The organism is Chryseobacterium kimseyorum (genome assembly GCF_025971945.1).
Classification (GTDB): Bacteria; Bacteroidota; Bacteroidia; order Flavobacteriales; family Weeksellaceae; genus Chryseobacterium; species Chryseobacterium kimseyorum.
Window position 1 is genome coordinate 155,721 of the sequence record NZ_JAPDHW010000005.1, and the last position, 17,480, is coordinate 173,200.

Annotated in this window: 17 protein-coding genes; 14 read left to right on the forward strand and 3 right to left on the reverse strand. The window is 34.2% G+C overall.

Annotated features, from left to right (window positions below; genetic code table 11):
* Positions 1–128: 128 nt before the first annotated feature.
* The 4 genes from OMO38_RS08795 (at position 129) to OMO38_RS08810 (ending at position 5,707) form a co-directional block, all read left to right on the forward strand.
* The gene (locus OMO38_RS08795) at positions 129–3,038 is read left to right on the forward strand and encodes an HD domain-containing protein (protein ID WP_264749825.1); all 2,910 of its coding nucleotides are present in this window, start codon (positions 129–131) and stop codon (positions 3,036–3,038) included.
* Between the two features lie 271 nt (positions 3,039–3,309).
* Complete coding sequence (locus OMO38_RS08800; protein ID WP_264749826.1) at positions 3,310–4,083, forward strand: hypothetical protein; 774 nt, start codon at positions 3,310–3,312, stop codon at positions 4,081–4,083.
* Positions 4,084–4,304: 221 nt separating this feature from the next.
* Positions 4,305–5,234, forward strand: a complete 930-nt coding sequence (locus tag OMO38_RS08805; protein WP_264749827.1) for a Kelch repeat-containing protein — start codon at positions 4,305–4,307, stop codon at positions 5,232–5,234.
* Between the two features lie 158 nt (positions 5,235–5,392).
* Complete coding sequence (locus tag OMO38_RS08810) at positions 5,393–5,707, forward strand: hypothetical protein (RefSeq protein WP_264749828.1); 315 nt, start codon at positions 5,393–5,395, stop codon at positions 5,705–5,707.
* A 38-nt stretch (positions 5,708–5,745) separates the two neighbouring features.
* On the opposite strand, the gene OMO38_RS08815 is transcribed toward OMO38_RS08810, so the two are convergent.
* Positions 5,746–6,609, reverse strand: a complete 864-nt coding sequence (locus OMO38_RS08815) for a winged helix-turn-helix domain-containing protein (RefSeq protein WP_264749829.1) — start codon at positions 6,607–6,609, stop codon at positions 5,746–5,748.
* Positions 6,610–6,834: 225 nt separating this feature from the next.
* Between OMO38_RS08815 and OMO38_RS08820 the strand changes: the two genes are divergently transcribed.
* The 9 genes from OMO38_RS08820 to OMO38_RS08855 all read left to right on the forward strand — a co-directional run bounded on the left by OMO38_RS08820 (position 6,835) and on the right by OMO38_RS08855 (position 14,726).
* Positions 6,835–7,374 (forward strand): hypothetical protein, encoded by a 540-nt coding sequence (locus tag OMO38_RS08820; RefSeq protein ID WP_264749830.1) that lies wholly within the window; start codon positions 6,835–6,837, stop codon positions 7,372–7,374.
* 262 nt (positions 7,375–7,636) lie between these two features.
* Positions 7,637–8,938, forward strand: a complete 1,302-nt coding sequence (locus tag OMO38_RS08825) for an Ig-like domain-containing domain (protein ID WP_264749831.1) — start codon at positions 7,637–7,639, stop codon at positions 8,936–8,938.
* A 122-nt stretch (positions 8,939–9,060) separates the two neighbouring features.
* Positions 9,061–9,624: a hypothetical protein gene (locus OMO38_RS08830; RefSeq protein ID WP_264749832.1), complete on the forward strand. Its 564-nt coding sequence runs from the start codon at positions 9,061–9,063 to the stop codon at positions 9,622–9,624.
* A 108-nt stretch (positions 9,625–9,732) separates the two neighbouring features.
* On the forward strand, positions 9,733–11,790 hold the full coding sequence (locus tag OMO38_RS08835) for a M48 family metallopeptidase (RefSeq protein WP_264749833.1): 2,058 nt from the start codon (positions 9,733–9,735) through the stop codon (positions 11,788–11,790).
* 202 nt (positions 11,791–11,992) lie between these two features.
* On the forward strand, positions 11,993–12,583 hold the full coding sequence (locus OMO38_RS08840) for a hypothetical protein (protein WP_264749834.1): 591 nt from the start codon (positions 11,993–11,995) through the stop codon (positions 12,581–12,583).
* Between the two features lie 8 nt (positions 12,584–12,591).
* Positions 12,592–13,008 (forward strand): NAD(+)--rifampin ADP-ribosyltransferase, encoded by a 417-nt coding sequence (arr, locus tag OMO38_RS08845; RefSeq protein WP_264749835.1) that lies wholly within the window; start codon positions 12,592–12,594, stop codon positions 13,006–13,008.
* A gap of 26 nt (positions 13,009–13,034) precedes the next feature.
* Positions 13,035–13,475 (forward strand): DUF1801 domain-containing protein, encoded by a 441-nt coding sequence (locus tag OMO38_RS08850; RefSeq protein WP_264749836.1) that lies wholly within the window; start codon positions 13,035–13,037, stop codon positions 13,473–13,475.
* 126 nt (positions 13,476–13,601) lie between these two features.
* A complete protein-coding gene (locus OMO38_RS20310; protein ID WP_406567306.1) occupies positions 13,602–13,817 on the forward strand; it encodes a T9SS type A sorting domain-containing protein in 216 nt (71 codons plus the stop codon).
* A 144-nt stretch (positions 13,818–13,961) separates the two neighbouring features.
* Positions 13,962–14,726 (forward strand): DUF3575 domain-containing protein, encoded by a 765-nt coding sequence (locus OMO38_RS08855; protein WP_264749837.1) that lies wholly within the window; start codon positions 13,962–13,964, stop codon positions 14,724–14,726.
* Between the two features lie 50 nt (positions 14,727–14,776).
* On the opposite strand, the gene OMO38_RS08860 is transcribed toward OMO38_RS08855, so the two are convergent.
* Complete coding sequence (locus OMO38_RS08860; protein ID WP_162088367.1) at positions 14,777–14,989, reverse strand: hypothetical protein; 213 nt, start codon at positions 14,987–14,989, stop codon at positions 14,777–14,779.
* Between the two features lie 359 nt (positions 14,990–15,348).
* On the opposite strand from OMO38_RS08860, the gene OMO38_RS08865 reads away from it, so the two are divergent.
* Positions 15,349–15,684 (forward strand): FEKKY domain-containing protein, encoded by a 336-nt coding sequence (locus OMO38_RS08865; protein ID WP_264749838.1) that lies wholly within the window; start codon positions 15,349–15,351, stop codon positions 15,682–15,684.
* Here OMO38_RS08865 and OMO38_RS08870 read toward each other — a convergent pair.
* Positions 15,679–17,430 (reverse strand): ABC transporter ATP-binding protein, encoded by a 1,752-nt coding sequence (locus OMO38_RS08870; protein ID WP_264749839.1) that lies wholly within the window; start codon positions 17,428–17,430, stop codon positions 15,679–15,681. The two genes, OMO38_RS08865 and OMO38_RS08870, sit on opposite strands and share 6 nt — an antisense overlap.
* Between the last annotated feature and the right edge of the window lie 50 nt (positions 17,431–17,480).

Consider the following 17,480-nt stretch of genomic DNA (forward strand, 5'->3'; position numbering starts at 1 on the left):
TTGACAAGACTTAAACAAACAAAATATACTCTACTTTAACGAATAGAGATGACTCAACGAAAATTATTCCATCTATTGATCGAATTGTAGAATTTGTCTCCCCTTTATTGCAAAAAATTCCTGAGAACATGCCCGAATTTACATTGCATGACCCTAATCACAGTAATAAAATCATTGAGATTATGGATAAAATAATACCTCAAGCTGTAATAGAAAAATTTAATTCAATTGAGTTATCATTGCTAATTCTTTCGGCATACTTACATGATATCGGAATGACTTGTGACAAAGCTACAAAAGAAGATATTATCTCAAATAGTCAAGAATTTGATATTCTTTTCAAATCAAACATAGATAAGTATCAAAAGTTTGAACAATATAAGTCTGAGGAAAACCATCGTGCGGCAACATTCATTGAAGATCAAATTTTTACTGAATATTTACGTCGTAATCACGTAAAAAGATCTGCTAATTTCATAAGTGAAAATTTAGTTGAAGGAAAATATGAGTTAACTTATAATGAAATTCCTTTTTATAAATTACTGATCAAGATTTGCAATGCACATGGGGAACCAGTTAAAAATTTATATAATGATTCTATATTTCCACGAGAAACATTAATCGGAGATAATATTATTAATGTTCAATATTTATCATTAATTCTTCGTTTAGCAGATATTCTTGATTTAGATGCAGAACGGACGCCTAAAGTTATATACGAATTTGTAAATCCAGAAAATCCCGTAAGTATATTAGAATGGAAAAAGCATAGGTCAGTTATAGGATCTAGTATAAATGATAGGAAAATTCTTTTTGAGGCGGAATGTAGCTCCCCTGAAGTTGAAAGAGCATTAAAAGAATTTATTGATTGGATTGAATTGGAGAGAAAAGAAACAATGGAGCTTCTACATACATATTCTAAAGATGAAGCAAAAAAATATTTTCTATCATTAGAAGAACCAGTGACCCAAGACAGAATATATTCGGATGAAAGTTACATTTACAATGATTTAAAATTTAATTTAGATTATCAAAGAATAATGTCTCTCTTAATGGGTCAAAAGCTTTACAAAGATCCTACGACCGCATTAAGAGAATTATTACAAAATTCTATAGATGCGATTAAAGTTCGTCAAAAAATTTACGAAAATAAAACTGAGCAAATATTACCTTTTATAAAAATCCAACTATCTGAAAATAATTTATCTATTGAGGATAATGGTGTAGGAATGAATATCGATATTTTCAAAAATTATTTTCTCCAGATTGGCAAGAGTTATTATTCTAGCCAGAACTTTTATAGTCAGTTTAATGATTTAGATGTAACAAGTGAGTTTGGAATAGGTATATTATCCGCATTTATGATTGCAAATTCCATTATAATCGATAGTAGAAGAGAACCTGATGATCCACTTTCTCCTCATATGCCAATACATTTTGAAATTCCTGCAGCACAAAGTTATTTAATTCAGAGAAAAGGTGATAAGAGAGATGTCGGTACGAGGATACTTTTAAATCTTAAAGAAAATAATCCTTTTAAGAATGCATTACAGCTTATAGATATTATAAAGGCTATAATACCCAATCCTCTCTTTCCAATTGTAATAATTCATGAAAAAGAAGAATATCTTTATGAGAAAAAAAGTGTTCCTGAAATTACTAAGTTAAAGCATACTTCTAATTTTGAAGATTTTCTACGTCAGAATCAAGTATATGAATCTGAATGGATAAACAGCTTTACACATTCAGTATTTTCAATTGATTTTGAAAAAGATTCAGATTATCAACTTCGTGATATCCAAGGTAAACTGTTAATAGTCAATTCTAATCCTATAAACTACTACAGTCGATTTAATGGACAGTTATCACAGAGATCATTTACTATTGGATATCCGGAAACTATTGAAAATAAATTTATCATAAATGCGACAGCTTCAATTCGTACATTATTCCCCAAATGGTTAAGCTACTATTCAACTTTAAACTTAACTAAAAATGCATGTTTATCAATAACTCCTGATAGAACTGATATCACAATCGATGAAAAATTTAAAATCTTAAAGCATAAAATTGAAACAAAAATAATTACCGATATTGAAAATTATTTAAGAAAGTTAAAAGCAATTTTAGATGAAGAAGGATTTAATAAATTTATTGATTTCTTATATGTAGCTGGTTTTTTTGGTTTTGATTTAGATGATAGTAGAAAAAGTATCGATGTTTCGCCTCTCGCAAAAACATTTTTTTTGGAATGGCTAACTATTCCGACATTGGACAATCATGGAGTAATTGTTCGGACGCAATTTAAAAAGTTAATAAATTCTGAAAACATTGCAGTTATAAAGAAAGAAGTTTCACAAAATGATATTAATTCTTTACTTAAATTTAAATCAGATAATAATTTGGAGCTAGTTCTTTTAGATAATTTTGAATTTTCTTCGCATCGTTATGAAGAGTTATTTGTTACATTATTGGGTTCCACAAGACTTTTCATGCAACCAGTTAAGCTACTATTAAGACCTTTAGCATCCATACCAATCTATTTACATAGATATAAATCACAACAAAGAGAAGATACGGATTATCATTTTTTTCATTCTATTTCTAACAGCGATAATATTGACGACACAGGAGAAGTATTTTTTAGTACTCAGAATTTTGAGAATTATCCCCAATTTAATAAGTCTAGCATATTCATCAAATTTCTTTTTACAGATATAAATATCTTATTTGAAAATAAGAAAAATCTCCAGAAAAAATTAGCTAATGGAATACACGATGTAATTATAAACTCACTAAATATTTTCAAGAAATCTGAAAATAATAATGAAGTGATACTAGCACATTCAAAATATTCACACATTGCTCTAGATGGCATATTACATAAGGACCCCAATTTGCTTGATGGTATTAATAAATTTTATCAAAATTTCATTAATGAAGCTAAAAAACTAGGTGTATTAGCCATCGACGAAAAAATTCATAAAATTACTTCAGATAATCTTCCTTGGTTTTGGTCGAATAAAACTAATGATTAGATTAAGTAAGTAGAGCTTCCCCCTCCGCAAAGTCTCCTGACTTTGCGGCAGTGTTAAAAACAAATTCCATTTTATGATAAAACAAATCCCGATGTCGCGGACTTGCAATCCGTGACTTTGCATTAAATACTGATTTGTAATTCGTGCTATCTGAGGTAGACATATCAATTGTTCAGATTTTTCTGGACGGTTATTATAAATAAGGTTTTCCGCAATAAATTTCTATTTTTAAGATTTAATTTTGCTTGTTATTTTTTATTCTTGTTTTAAAATGTCAAAAAAAATAAATTCTTTATTCATTCCTCTTAGAGTAAATTTCAGGAAACATGGATCTGAAATTGCTGAAGATATTTTTTACAGGTTTCACCCAGCAACATTTAATGTGGGTCCCGAAATTTGTGTGTTTTGTAAAGAACAAAAAAATTTAACAAAAGAACATGTTCTTCCAAAATGGCTATTTCAAAATAAAAAAGACATTGGATTCGAAATAAGATCAAATCAGCAATCAATTTCTTATTTAAAAAGCGTTGTTCCAGCATGTAATAATTGTAATAATTCGATCTTAGCAGAAATTGAAAAAAAAGTAATATTTATTTTAAAAAATCTTGAAAAAAATAAATATTATGACGATAATGATTTAGAAAATATTGTGCGGTGGCTTGAAATTTTGGAATATAAACTTCAAGTGTTTTCCAATAGGTTAAAATACATAAAATACGCTAATGAAACTTTCTCTGATTTTGGTATGCTTCCCGTTTCTTGGATGAACCACCTTTGGGAAATGAATCCTTTTAAAGCTTTAAGTAATCTTAAGTTTGTTCAACGGAATATTTCTATTAAAAATAAATCCTCAAATCTAAACTCTTTAGTAATTTTTAAAACGAAAAAACCTCATTTTGAATTTTTCCATCAACCTTCTGAATATATTTTTATTAGTTTTCCGATGTATAATAACGCTATATTTTATTTTTTTCGGAGAAAATTTAAGAATCATAAGGATTCTCACCCGGAAGCGATTGAAATTATGAAAAAAATATTAGACTAAATTCAGATTTCGCAGATTTCCAGTCCGTGACTTTTCCCACGCTGGTGCGAGCGTCTCGCTCGTACCCACAAACATAAAAGCCGCTCCTATCCGAGCAGTTTTCATTTTTCAATATAATCTGCATATTAAAAACAACCCTTTATGCCTGGAATTCCACCCCGATGTCGCGGATTTGTAATCCGTGACTTTTTCCTATCTTTAAAACCAAATCCCACCCCCGATTGAAAACAAGACTATTCCTCCTTTCACTTTTCGGTTTATGTTTAGCCAATGCACAGACCCTAAATTTTAAACATCTCGCGGATATGTCTGGGAGAAGAGGAGCTGTAACCAGTGCCATAGCAGGAGACAATATCTATGTGAGCAATGGGTATAAAGATGTGGATGGCAATGCTACTATTATTGAGAAATACAGTATTAAAAATAACCGTTGGAGTGTCATCAACTCCAGCCTGGTTCCTAAAAGATTTGCCAATTCGGAGACGTACGGTAATAAAATTTATATTTTTAACGGTTGGGGAAACAGTCATCTTGAAATTATAGACCTTGAGACTCATCAAAAAACGAAAGGAGCTGTTAACCATGCCTACACCGGAAATGCAGGTTCTGCCATCTATAACGGAAAAATATACACATTCGGCGGAAGTGGGCTAAACAATGCCGCCACTACTGTATTTTCTGACAGATTCCAATATTATGACATCGCTTCCGATACCTGGCATCCACTCCCGGATATGCCGACAGCCAGAGAAGCAAGGGGCAAAATTGTGAATGATAAGCTTTATGTCATTGGTGGTTTTAACGGTACCTCATCCCGCCTGGTCAATGTGTATGATCTCAAAAAAAACCTTTGGACTGATCAATATACGATGCCTGCTGCGATATCGGGTCATTCATTAGCGGTATCCGGTAATAAGATTTTTATTGCCGGCGGTTATAATAATCAGAATTTCTTGGCTTATTTTGATACAGAAACCAATAAACTACATAGGTTATCATCCAATAATATGATTTCCAGACGGCATGCTGCTGCTGAAATATATAATGATAAATTATACATCATCGGCGGAAGTACAGCATCCTCAACCAAAACAGCTATTAAAAGTATTCAGGTTGCGGATATTAGTGAAGAAGCACTTTCTGCTAAATAAACCCCGATGCTGCAGACTTGTAATCCGTGACTTTAAAGCTGCAAAAGTCTTTTCCTAAATGTCATAAATAGTAAGAAACCAAGAAAAACCTTTTCGATAAGACCTACAATCATTTCAACATAAGTCTCAACTCATTCGTTTAAATTGTCAACTTCTTTGTGAAAGCAAACAAGCATTACGTTGAAGAGCTCAAGTGTTTCAAAGAAGCGTTCAACTACTTCGAAGAGGTTATCAAGCAGTTCGAAGAGCCGATCAACCAGTTCGAAGAGACAATCAACCACTCCGAAGAGACAATCAACCATTCCGAAGAGACAATCAACCACTCCGAAGAGACAATCAACCACTCCGAAGAGACAATCAACCATTCCGAAGAGACAATCAACCACTCCGAAGAGGCAATCAAGTACAATTTATTATATTCCAGTACTTTACAGCCCTTTTTCAAACTTGGTGAATATCCAGAATATTATTGATATTGAAATCTGAAAAAAAATTAAAGCCAAATGTTTTCTTAAGCACCAACTTCCAGCCTGTACCCTTTCCCACGAATCACCACAATCTTAATATTAGGATCGATTTCCAGTTTCTTTCTGAGTTTTGAGATAAACATATCGAGACTTCGTCCTACAATCACACCGTCATCTTCCCATATTTCCTTTTGCAGTCGGCTTCTCTCGATAATTTCGTTGGGAGATGAGGCGAAAATAAGCAACACCCGGCTTTCCGTTGCGGTAAGATCTGTCGTTATGGCGTTGGTTATAAGCTTGCGGTTTTTTGCATCAAACTGAACAGAGCCTAAGGTGAACAGATCAGCAGGCTGTTTTTCAGGTAAAACTTTTGATGACTTTTCAGATTTAGATTTAGCTTTAGATCTGAAAAATATAAAACCTATAAAGGCTAAAAAAGACAGTCCACCCAAAAGATATCCATTCTTTAAAGTGTTTAGTCCTGCAGGCTTGAATTTAATATCAATTACATAACATGCTCTTGGCTGCTGTCTACCCAGACAGGTTACAATATCATCTTTTTTATCCTTAGATACCGAATATCCATACGCAACAGTTGAGTTGCCGCAATTCATAACATTCACAATATAATCATCTGCGAGCGGATCTTTTGCCAGCACACGTTTTGTAAGATTCACCAGTGAGTCTGGCTGAAAACTAAGATCATTCTCAAAGCTGATTTGATATTCATTTTCGGAAATCTTTTTTACAGGCAGCACTCTTGATGTGCGGTCGCCGGATTGCAATAGCAGTTCATGTCCTATCTTACGCAGCAACACTTCCCTTTTTGCATATCTAAAGTCTTCATTTTCCTCTGTACTGAAAGCTGCACAGATGACAAAGAGGAATGAGAGAAATAGTATACCCAAGAGGTATTTTCGTATTCCAGATGGGTGATTTTGACTAAGATGCATAGTGTCAAGTTATTATTTACAAAGTTTACAATTTTATTTACAATTCAAATCCACAAAACCGAAAAATAACAAAGTATTTTCGCTGAGTCATCTTTAACAGAGTAAACATATTCTTTGCCTGTTCCAGCGTTGATTTAGCAAGATGACGATCTGAGTATAATTTTATAAAACCCCAACACTATGAAAAAAGTAATTTTTGCTTTAATGCTGCCATTGATTGTAGTAAGCGGACTTGTATTTGCGAATCGCGAAACCAAGAATGAATCAACTAAAAAACAGTTCCAAAAGCCATTATCTGCCGCTGAAAAGACAGCCGCAATGAAAAAGTGGGAAGCGACTCCTGACGGAATTAAGTTTAAACAGTGGGAAGTGTCTTCCCGAGGTAAAAAAGTGTATGCGGCTGAAGAAAAAATTTGGAAGCACCTTACCGATTACACCAATATGGAAGCTGTGGTCACCTCTCTTTCTCTTCCGCCAGGCTCAAGATTAGGTTTCGGAGTGATGGTGAGAATTAATGATGACGATTATATTGTAACATTTGATGCAACAGAATCTCAGCTTTCGCAATTGCAAAGCCTCAAGATAAATGACAAGATAATGATCAAAAGCCGCTACGTATCGCATGCGCCGAAGTACGCATATCCAATAATTTCCTGCGGATCTTTAGAAAAAGACGACAAAGTTATTTTTAAACGTGTTCCCCGTAAAGGTGGTTGCTGATGGACCGTTCAAACTCATTAATTTTTATTTAGTGCTTCATTTATATCTCTTTTCAAGGATTATTCACTTATTGTTTATGCTTTTAAATAATTTTAGCAGATTGTTTTTCAAACAGTTAAAAGAAATTTAAAGACAAAAAGCTTGGTTGTGCACCTATTTTAGTGAGGCAATGCGTAAATTCGGGTCTTAGTGGTAAGGTTTAAAATACCACCAAAAAATTTATGATAATATTCAAAGACCCTAAATGTTTAACAGAAGCAATATGAAAAAAATAATTTACCTCATCCTGTTTTTTGGATTGACGAATATTATTTTTGCACAGAAAAATGAGCAAGTCTTTGTATCAACTGATATAGAAAATTTTTGGCTCGCTCATGACAAAATTACGACCACACAAGATAGTGTTGAACAATACAGATTTCTAAGAAAACTTTATATTGATAAAGGAACTGATGGGTTAAAAGGTTTAATTGAAACTCGTCATTATTCAGAAAAAGAATTGATGAATTGGATAACACAAAATCCTAAATTCTGGAATTCTATAAGACCCAATACACTGAAAGTAAAAAGCAGTTATCTCAAGATAAAGGCGAATATCCGAAAACTTAAAAAAGCTTATCCCGATCTGAAACCATCAACGATCTACTTTGCAATCGGTGCTTTTAGAACAGGCGGAACTATTCAGGGAAACAAAATTTTAATTGGAAGTGAACTGTCCTTGGCAGATAAAACTACAATAGTAGATGAGCTTCCAAGTTGGCGGCAGCCTTTTTACAAGATGCAAAATCCGTTAGAGGAACTACCTCTTTTGTGTACACACGAGTATGTACATACACAACAAAAAGAGTTAGTCGAAAATTTACTGTCAATATGCTTATATGAAGGAGTTGCCGAATTTATCTCCTGCAAAGTGACGGGTACAAAATCTGCTGTTCCGGCAATACAATTCGGGAAAAACAATCAAAAAATTGTCGTTGAAAAATTTATTTCTGACATGTTCCTAATGACAAATAAATACGACTGGTTGTGGGGAGAAAACAGAAATGAGTTAAAAATCAGAGATCTGGGATATTATATCGGCTATGAAATTTGCGAACGATATTATAACATTTCAAAAGACAAATCAAAAGCGATCAAGGAACTTATCGAACTTGACTATACAAATGAGAAAGAAGTTGAGCGGATTGTTAACGCAACCAAACTTTTCCCGAAATCATTACAAGACTTAAATAGTGATTTTGAGAAACAACGGCCAAATGTAGTTTCAATCTCGCCATTTGAAAACGGCAGTCAGAAAGTAAAGTCAGGAATTATTCAGATTTCAATTCATTTTTCGGAGGAGATGGACACCAATCAAAGAGGATTTGATTATGGCCCATTCGGTGAAAACTATATTTATAAATTCAGGCAGCTGATAGGCTGGAGCAATAACAATAAGACGATCACTATCGAAGTAGAAGTTGTGCCAAATAAACAGTATCAGGTAATGATAACCAATAGATTCCGAAGCAAAAATGGCTTTGCCCTTCAACCTTACTTAATTGATTTCAAAACAGATCAATAGCAATACTATTACACTAGAAAGATCTAGCGATCATTTAAAATCCCTGATGTATAAATAAAATTTTTAACTTTACGTTACAAGGTAAAGACATCAAACACAAATAACTCCCAAATTATAAAAGTATGAGCACCAAATACAGTTTTATTTCGCTGGCGTTGATCGTATGTACTTTCGCAGGTTGCAACAATTCAAACAGCCAAAAGGAAAAAGAATTACAATTGAAGGAAAAAGAACTGATGCTGAAAGAAAAAGAATTGGATCTGAAAAAAGTTGAATCAAACGACAATCATCTTTCAACCATTGACGCTGTAAAAATAGCTCAAGAACAGTTCAGTAACTATTTACCAAACATTCTTAAATCTCATGATGCGATTTTAGATCTGCAGGAACCATATACCGGCGACTTCACCGGTGACGGCATTGAAGACGTAGCCATTTATTTTTCGCTGGCACCAGCGAATGGTGGAAATGCAATTGTGGGCCAGGGCTTGTCACTGTATCAAAATACGGGAAAAACAGTTAAAGTCATTGCCGGCTACGAACCTGATTATCTTTTTGGCTTTGATAAAATAAGCAACGGAAAAATCTATGTGGAAAAACTGGAATATGCCGACACTGACGGCAGATGCTGCCCTTCTATAAAGACCGCACACATACTTACCATATCCGGAGGAAAGGCTTATTAGAATTAATTATAATTCCCGGAATACTTTTCTTTATTTAATTTAAGTCCAACACTCAGGATTTTCTTGCCCGATTACCGTTATGTATGTATTATTGTAAAAAATCTAACCATGCACATTCAGATTTCACAGGATTTTAGAAAAAAGACCAAGGCAGCGGTCTCTTCTATCGTCATCTTTGTTATTGTTTACGTTCTTATATTTCTTTTTACCATCGCATTAGCGTTAGCATGTTTCGGTGGCGGAATCTGGCTTATTGCTGCAAAACCGATGTTTCTTACCTTAATGCTGGGAGCCGGTTTAGCAGGAACAGGTATTTTTGTTTTCTTTTTTGTTATAAAATTTTTATTTAAAAAACACCTCAACGACAGAAGTTATCTTACCGAAATCACAAGAGCAGACGAACCTGAACTTTTTAAAATGATTGATGAAATTGTAAGGGAAGCTGAGACCAATTTCCCGAAAAAAGTTTATTTATCTAATGACGTTAACGCAAGTGTATTTTATGATTCCAGTTTTTGGAGTATGTTTTTTCCCATTCAGAAAAACCTTACGATCGGAGTCGGTCTTATCAACACCACCACGAAGCAGGAACTGAAAGCTATACTGTCTCATGAATTCGGACATTTCTCACAGCGCTCAATGAAGGTTGGCAGCTATGTGTATAATGTCAATCAGATTATTTTTAATTTGGTGAATGACGATGAATCGTATCGTAATTCTGTTGAAAAGTTCGCTAGTTTCAGCGGTTATTTTTCAGTTTTTGCGTCACTTGCGATTTTTATTACTTCAAAGATACAATGGGTTCTTGCCAAGATGTATTCTTATGTCAACATCCGTCATATGGCACTTTCCCGGGAGATGGAATTTCATGCAGATGAAGTTGCAGCCAATATTGCAGGCTCCATTTCTTTGGAAGAATCACTTTTAAGATTGGAACTGGCTAATAATTCTTACAATAATGTTCTCAATTTCTATGAAGCACGAATTTCAAAAAACCAATCGAGCAGAAACATTTACAGAGAACAGTTTTTTGTTATGAATTTCCTTGCTGAACAGAGTGAGCTGGAGACCAAATATAATCTTCCGTATGTAAAACTTGCAGAGTCCGGTTTATTCAACAAATCAAAATTAAATATAGAAAACCAGTGGGCATCGCATCCTTCCACAGAAGACCGCGTGGCAAAACTGAGACAGCTTAATATCATCAAAGACGTTGACAGCCAGCCAGCCAAAAATTTATTTAAAGATTTCGAGAGAACAGAAGAAAAACTGACGGCCAAGCTTTTTGCCAACGTAAAATACGAACACGGAAGAACCGATTTAGAATTTGAAACGTTTAAAACTGAATTTGAAACACAGTATCAGAAAGATTCCTTTGATAAAATCTTCAACAACTATTACGATAACAAAAATCCTGATCCTGAAGCTCAGGAAAATTCCGCTGCAAAAGATATTCTGTTTGAAACGCTGTTTGATAATGAAAAAGTAGAGCTTGTTTACACGCTCATCGCTCTGGAAAGTGACAAAAAAACTATTGAGGCGATCGCCAGTAAAGAATTTGTATTAAAAACATTTGATTACGACGGACGAAAATACAAAGCAGCCGAGGCCAAAAAACTTATTCCTGAAATTGATCAGTCGATCATGGAAATCAAAAACCTGATCGTCAGAAATGATTCGGATATTTACAATTACTTCCTGAAAGTAGCGGAGACCCAAAACAGAAAACAGGAATTTGTGAATCTTTATCAGTCATTTTCAGATTACGATAAGGTGTACGAAGAAAAATATAAGCTGTATATTGACCTTGTGAACTCAACTGCTTTTATGAGTGCGCGAACTCCTTTTGAGCAGATCAGACATAATTTTGTCACGCTGAAATCTTTAGAAGACCAACTTAAACAGGAGATCAGATTTTACCTTCAGAATCCAAGCCTTATTTCTGAATTCAGCGATAAAGATCTGAAAGATCTGAAAGATTATATTGAGAAAGAGCATATCTATTTCCGCAACGAAGAATATTTCGAGGCCAATCTTCAACTGCTGATGAATGCAATAAATACCCTGCCTTATCTTCTTCACAGAAAATATTTTCTGCTAAAAAAAGATGTTCTTTCGCTGATGAAGGATCTGGAAGAGAATCGTGAGAGAGAGATGATTTCTTAAAATTACAGAACCTTGTATGATCTGAATTTTAGATACTGAAATTGCAGGTGAACGATTTTTAAACGATTTTTTTTTACTTAATGGAAATTAATTGAATGTCTCCTTTGCTTCAAGAAACAGTGTATGAGAAACGAATTTGAATGTTTTATATTGACGGTTAACCTTTATTCTTTTTTGTTAATTTTACAGACAAGTAGAAATTATGGGTTATATAGAAACGAAAATTGATGAAGCATTCACTAATACTTTCCTGCTTCCGAGAGAAAAGGCAGTAACAGATTTCTTGGTGGATGTTTTAAATTCGAAATACCAATTCAGAAACGACGATAGAAAGGTAGAGGTTATAAGTATATATTATTATGCTGCCAATCCTTTGGCTTTTATATTTGCGCTGCCAAATTATGAGTATTACGCTCCAGATAAAACTATTCAGATTGCAGAACTTCATCTGAAAGATCATTTGTTGGAAGACTACTCCTCTATTGATGTTGAGAATTTATGTAAAAAGATTCTGAATGAAAACAGCATTGATTATGCAGCCTATCTCGATCAGGAAAATCGTTTAGATTTTGTTAATTATTGGGAAAATCAACGCGGTTTGGAAATTGATTTTCTGAAAAACTGCTGGATCAAGGCAAAAGAAAATACCCGTTCAAAGGTGATAGGATTTTTAGAATCATCAGATAATTCTGCCGGAATACTTGATTTAGATAACGGTTTTGAACTTCCATTTGAAATAGAAATTGACGAATATTTAAAATCCAGAGGTTTTCTTATTGATAAAGAAATTTAAAATGAACAATGATGAACACAACAGCTAAAGAAGCTACAGTTTATTACCACGGTACGAAAGCAGATCTGAAAATCGGCGACCTCATCGAAGTCGGCTACGTTTCAAACTACGGAACAAAAAGAAAATCAAAATATATCTATCTTTCTGAAACTTTGGACGCCGCAACTTGGGGAGCTGAATTGGCTTTCGGAGATGGAAAAGAAAGAATTTACGTTGTGGAACCAACCGGAGCAATTGAAGATGATCCCAACGTCACCGATAAAAAGTTTCCGGGAAACCCAACAAAATCATACCGCTCTCAACATCCTTTTAAAGTCGTTGGAGAACTTACTGACTGGAAAGGACATTCACCGGAACAGCTCAAAATGATGAAAGATCATTTGGAAAAACTGAAGGAACAGGGCATTGAAGCAATTGAGGATTAATTAAAAAAGATTTAAAATTCTAAGTCATGGCTAAACCTAACAAAACCACCGAAACTCAAGTCAGCGTCACAGATTTTATTAATTCTTACGTTGAAAATGAACAGAAAAAAGCAGACAGTTTCGAACTCATTAAGCTGATGAGCGAATGGACAGGATTTGAACCTAAAATGTGGGGACCAACGATCATAGGATTTGGAAGTTACCATTACAAATACGCAAGCGGACATGAAGGAGACATGCCTGTCATCGGTTTTTCTCCCCGCAAAGCAGAGTTTTCGTTATACGTGTATTCGCCAACAGAAGAAAATGAACCTTTACTGGCTGATCTCGGGAAATTTAAAATGGGAAAAGCCTGCATCTATGTAAAAAAGCTGTCAGATATCAACATCGATACTTTGGAAAAACTCTGTAAGACGACTATTGCATACATTAATAAGCATCACGAATGTGCGTGCAGAGAGAAATAGGATGATGTACTATAACTTTCAGCAATGCAGAACACAGAAATTTTCAAGACTCCGTTTGCCGGCGTTTACCCTCACTAAATTTCTAAAGCAGAGTGGAACAATTACGATTTCCGAAGATGCATCCGGATTTATCCTAATCCCGCCACAGATTTTATTGAATTTAATGGAGATTTATCAACTAATTCCGGAGCAAACATTTACAGTTTAGATGGAAAACTCATCAGGAAATCAGATTTAAAATCAGGAAAAATTCATGTTACAGATCTATCTCCCTCAGCTTACTTCATTGAACTATCAGGAAACAAAACATACTCAAATAGCGTAAAATTCATCAAAAAGTAATTATCATTAATTATTTCAAAATATATTCAACCGTTTTAAGTTTTTAGAACGGTTTTTGATTTAACATCACTGTAATCAAATGTTCTCATAAATTTCATCTTATGAAGTATATTTTTTTCTAAATTAACTGTAAAATATAACGCCATGAAAAAACTATTAATTCTAATTCCCTGTTTTCTTATTTCCGGTTTAAACGCACAGGAAATCACTACGTCAGAAGTGAACACTGTTCCTGAAGATAAAATGAACATAATTAAAACCAATATTACAGGCTACGCTTTCCGAAACATCAATCTGTCTTATGAAAGATCTATCAATCGCTGGTTTGCCATTAATGTAGGGTTCGGAACTGTTGCAGAAGGAAAAGTTCCTTTTATGAATGCTTTTTTGAGTGAAGAAGATGAGAAAGACTTTGAGAATCTTAAAATCAAAGCTACGAACTTTACAATTGAGCCACGATTCTATATCGGTCAGGGTTATGGAAAAGGATTTTATTTCTCACCCTATTACCGGTATTCAAAAGTTTCTACCAATACATTTGATTATACATACGATTACAGCGCATTCGGAACTACCATTCCGATTCCTCTTAAAGGTTTAGGCGACGCAAGTGGAAACAGCGGCGGACTAATGGTTGGTGCACAGTTTTTCCTCAATAAACAGCATAGCTTTATCTTAGACTTTTGGATTGCAGGAGCTCATTATGGCTCGGGAAGAGGTGATTTCGATTTATCGAGCAACATTATTCTAACTCCGGAAATGCAGGCTGAGCTTAAAAGAGAAATTGAAAATTTAGATATTCCGTTTGTAGATTACACTGTAGAGACAAACTCCAATGGCGCCAGAATTAAAGTTGATGGGCCGTGGGCAGGTTTTCGAAGCGGATTTTCGTTGGGATATAGATTTTAGTTAATCTCCACAAAAAGAAAACCGTTCACAGTTTGTGAACGGTTTTCTTTTTATTTGTAGGCATCTTTAAATTTCTCAATAAGATGATCGAGCGTATGACGCTGTACATATACTGTCCTTATATCATCATATCGTGGGGATTTGTAAAAGACCTCATGGAAATCCATACTTCCATTTCCTACTTTTACCACTTTCTGAACATCAATGTTTAGTTTCTTTAATTCTTCTTTTAAGACTTGAAATTCGTCTTGGATATTATTCATCTTTATATTTTGGTTTAAGTTAAAAATTAGCAACAATTATCAAAACAACCCCTATTAATTTCAACAGATGGTTAAATTTTTACTAAATTTAGTAATTTCATTTGAATTAACCATAGGGTTTGTAATATTTTTACACTTATTCTAAATAACAAAAACTATACCTAAATATGTAGGTATTAATTAAAAGTGAATCTAATGTGAACGGAATGTTAACAAATGTAGATTTAATAGGGCTTCTATTAAATGATTCAAGATGAATCATTTACGTATTTTAATAAAATTGCAGAGGTATTTAAATAAAATTAAAATTTCGTTTAACCTTAAAATATTTTAATCATCAAATAAAGAAATATACAGATATGAAAAATTTAATGATTATTACGCTTCTACTTTCAGGTTTCTCACTTTTACCGGCACAGAAAAATGAGACCTCAGATATTAAAGTAAAAAGAACCGCGACCCGAACACTTGATGATGAAAGCTCTCCTCATTTCATGCAGTTCGGAATCATGTCAAGAAATCATGACGAATTTAAAAAGAAATACGGAATTGCCGTCATCTACCAAAACTGTGTTATCAGCCAGTTTCTTTCTAAAAAAGCAAAAGAAAACAATCTGCTCATAGCCAAACAACTGACAGAAAAACATGGCGAAGGCTGGAAAAAAGACCTTGGATTTATTCCTTACGGATTATAATTCTTCCTCAACTTCAATCTCATGACGCAGCTGCGCTTTATACAAAGTCGCATAGTAACCATTTTTATCAAGAAGTTCAAGATGTTTTCCTTCTTCGACGATTTTACCATGCTCCATTACAATAATCTTATCAGCTTTTTCGATGGTAGAAAGTCGGTGTGCGATAATAATTGATGTCCTGTTTTTAGTGATTTTTTCGGTGGCTCTCTGAATCAGTTTTTCACTTTCGTGATCAATCGATGAAGTGGCTTCGTCTAAAATTAAGATCTTAGGATCAGACAGATACGCTCTCAGAAATGACAACAACTGCCTCTGACCTAAGGATATAGATGAACCTCTCTCACTCACCACATATTCATAGCCACCGGGAAGACTTTCGATGAAATCATCCACTTCAATTTCTTTGGCGCCGGCCTTTATTTTCTCTAACGTCACACTGTCATCCCCGAAAGCAAGATTCTCAAAAATACTTCCATGAAAAAGGAAAACATCCTGTAAAACAACACCAATATGACTTCTCAGATTATACAGTTCATAGTCCTTCAGTTCGACATCATCAATGAAAATTTCCCCGGAATTGATATCGTAAAGTCTTGTTATCAAACTAATAATGGTAGATTTTCCTGCTCCGGTGGCACCGACAATCGCTACAGTTTCTCCCGGATTAACTATGAAATCAATTCCTTTTAAAACTTCCTGCTTTTCGTCATACGCAAAACGCACATTTTTAAACTCAATCTTACCGTCAAATTGGTCTTTGGCTACTTTCCCGTTATTCGGCATGGCATAATCTTCATCCATAATTCCCAAAACTCTCTCGGCACCCACAATTCCTCTCTGAATATTATTAAACCGGTCAGCAATTTGTCTCAAAGGACGGATCAACATTGAAATAAACTGAATAAACGCAATCACAACCCCCGCGCTGATGGTAATATAACCACCATAGAACAGTACGAAACCAATAAACAGTGAAGAAATCAATTCAACAACAGGGAAAAACAGGGAAAAGATAAAAACAGTTTTCAATAATGCACTTTTCAGGGTGATATTGATGTCATCAAATTTTTGAAATTCCGCTTTCTGTCTGTTAAAAACCTGAATAATAGGCATTCCGGCTAATCTTTCCTGAACAAATGAATTCTGATTGGAAGTCCATGTTCTTTCATCGCCAAAAGCTTTCTTTAATCTTTTCTGAAAGAATCTTGTGATCACGACCATTAAAGGTAGAATTGCAAGAGAGATATAACTCAGGTGTACATCAACCTGAAACATCATAAAGAGAACAAAAATAATCCTCAACACATCCCCAAAAACCATTAGAAAACCGTCTGTATACACCGTTGCGATAGTTTCAACATCTCCCACCGCACGCGTCACCAACTGACCGATCGGAGTTTTATCAAAGAAAGCCGTTCTGAAATAGATGAGTTTGTTGTACAGTCGCTCACGGATATCTCTGATGACATTCTGCGAAATATAATTGGAGAAATAAACCAGAAAGAAGTTTAATACTGTTTCGGCAAAAACCAATCCTACCAGACCATAGATATGCTTCATCATTAAGGCTTTATCTTTCAGCTTTGTGATGTCATTATCTACAATTTGCATCGTAAGATAAGGTCTGTACGTAGAAACGAGAGAAAGTATGATGGAAATAATCAGGGTAAAAATAAACCAGGAACGAAACTTCATACCGATGAAGAAAAGCCTTTTTACAATTGCCCAGGTATCTTGTTTTTTCATTATAGAAATTGACGTAAAGAATTAATTTGAAAAATTCTCTGCAAAAATAC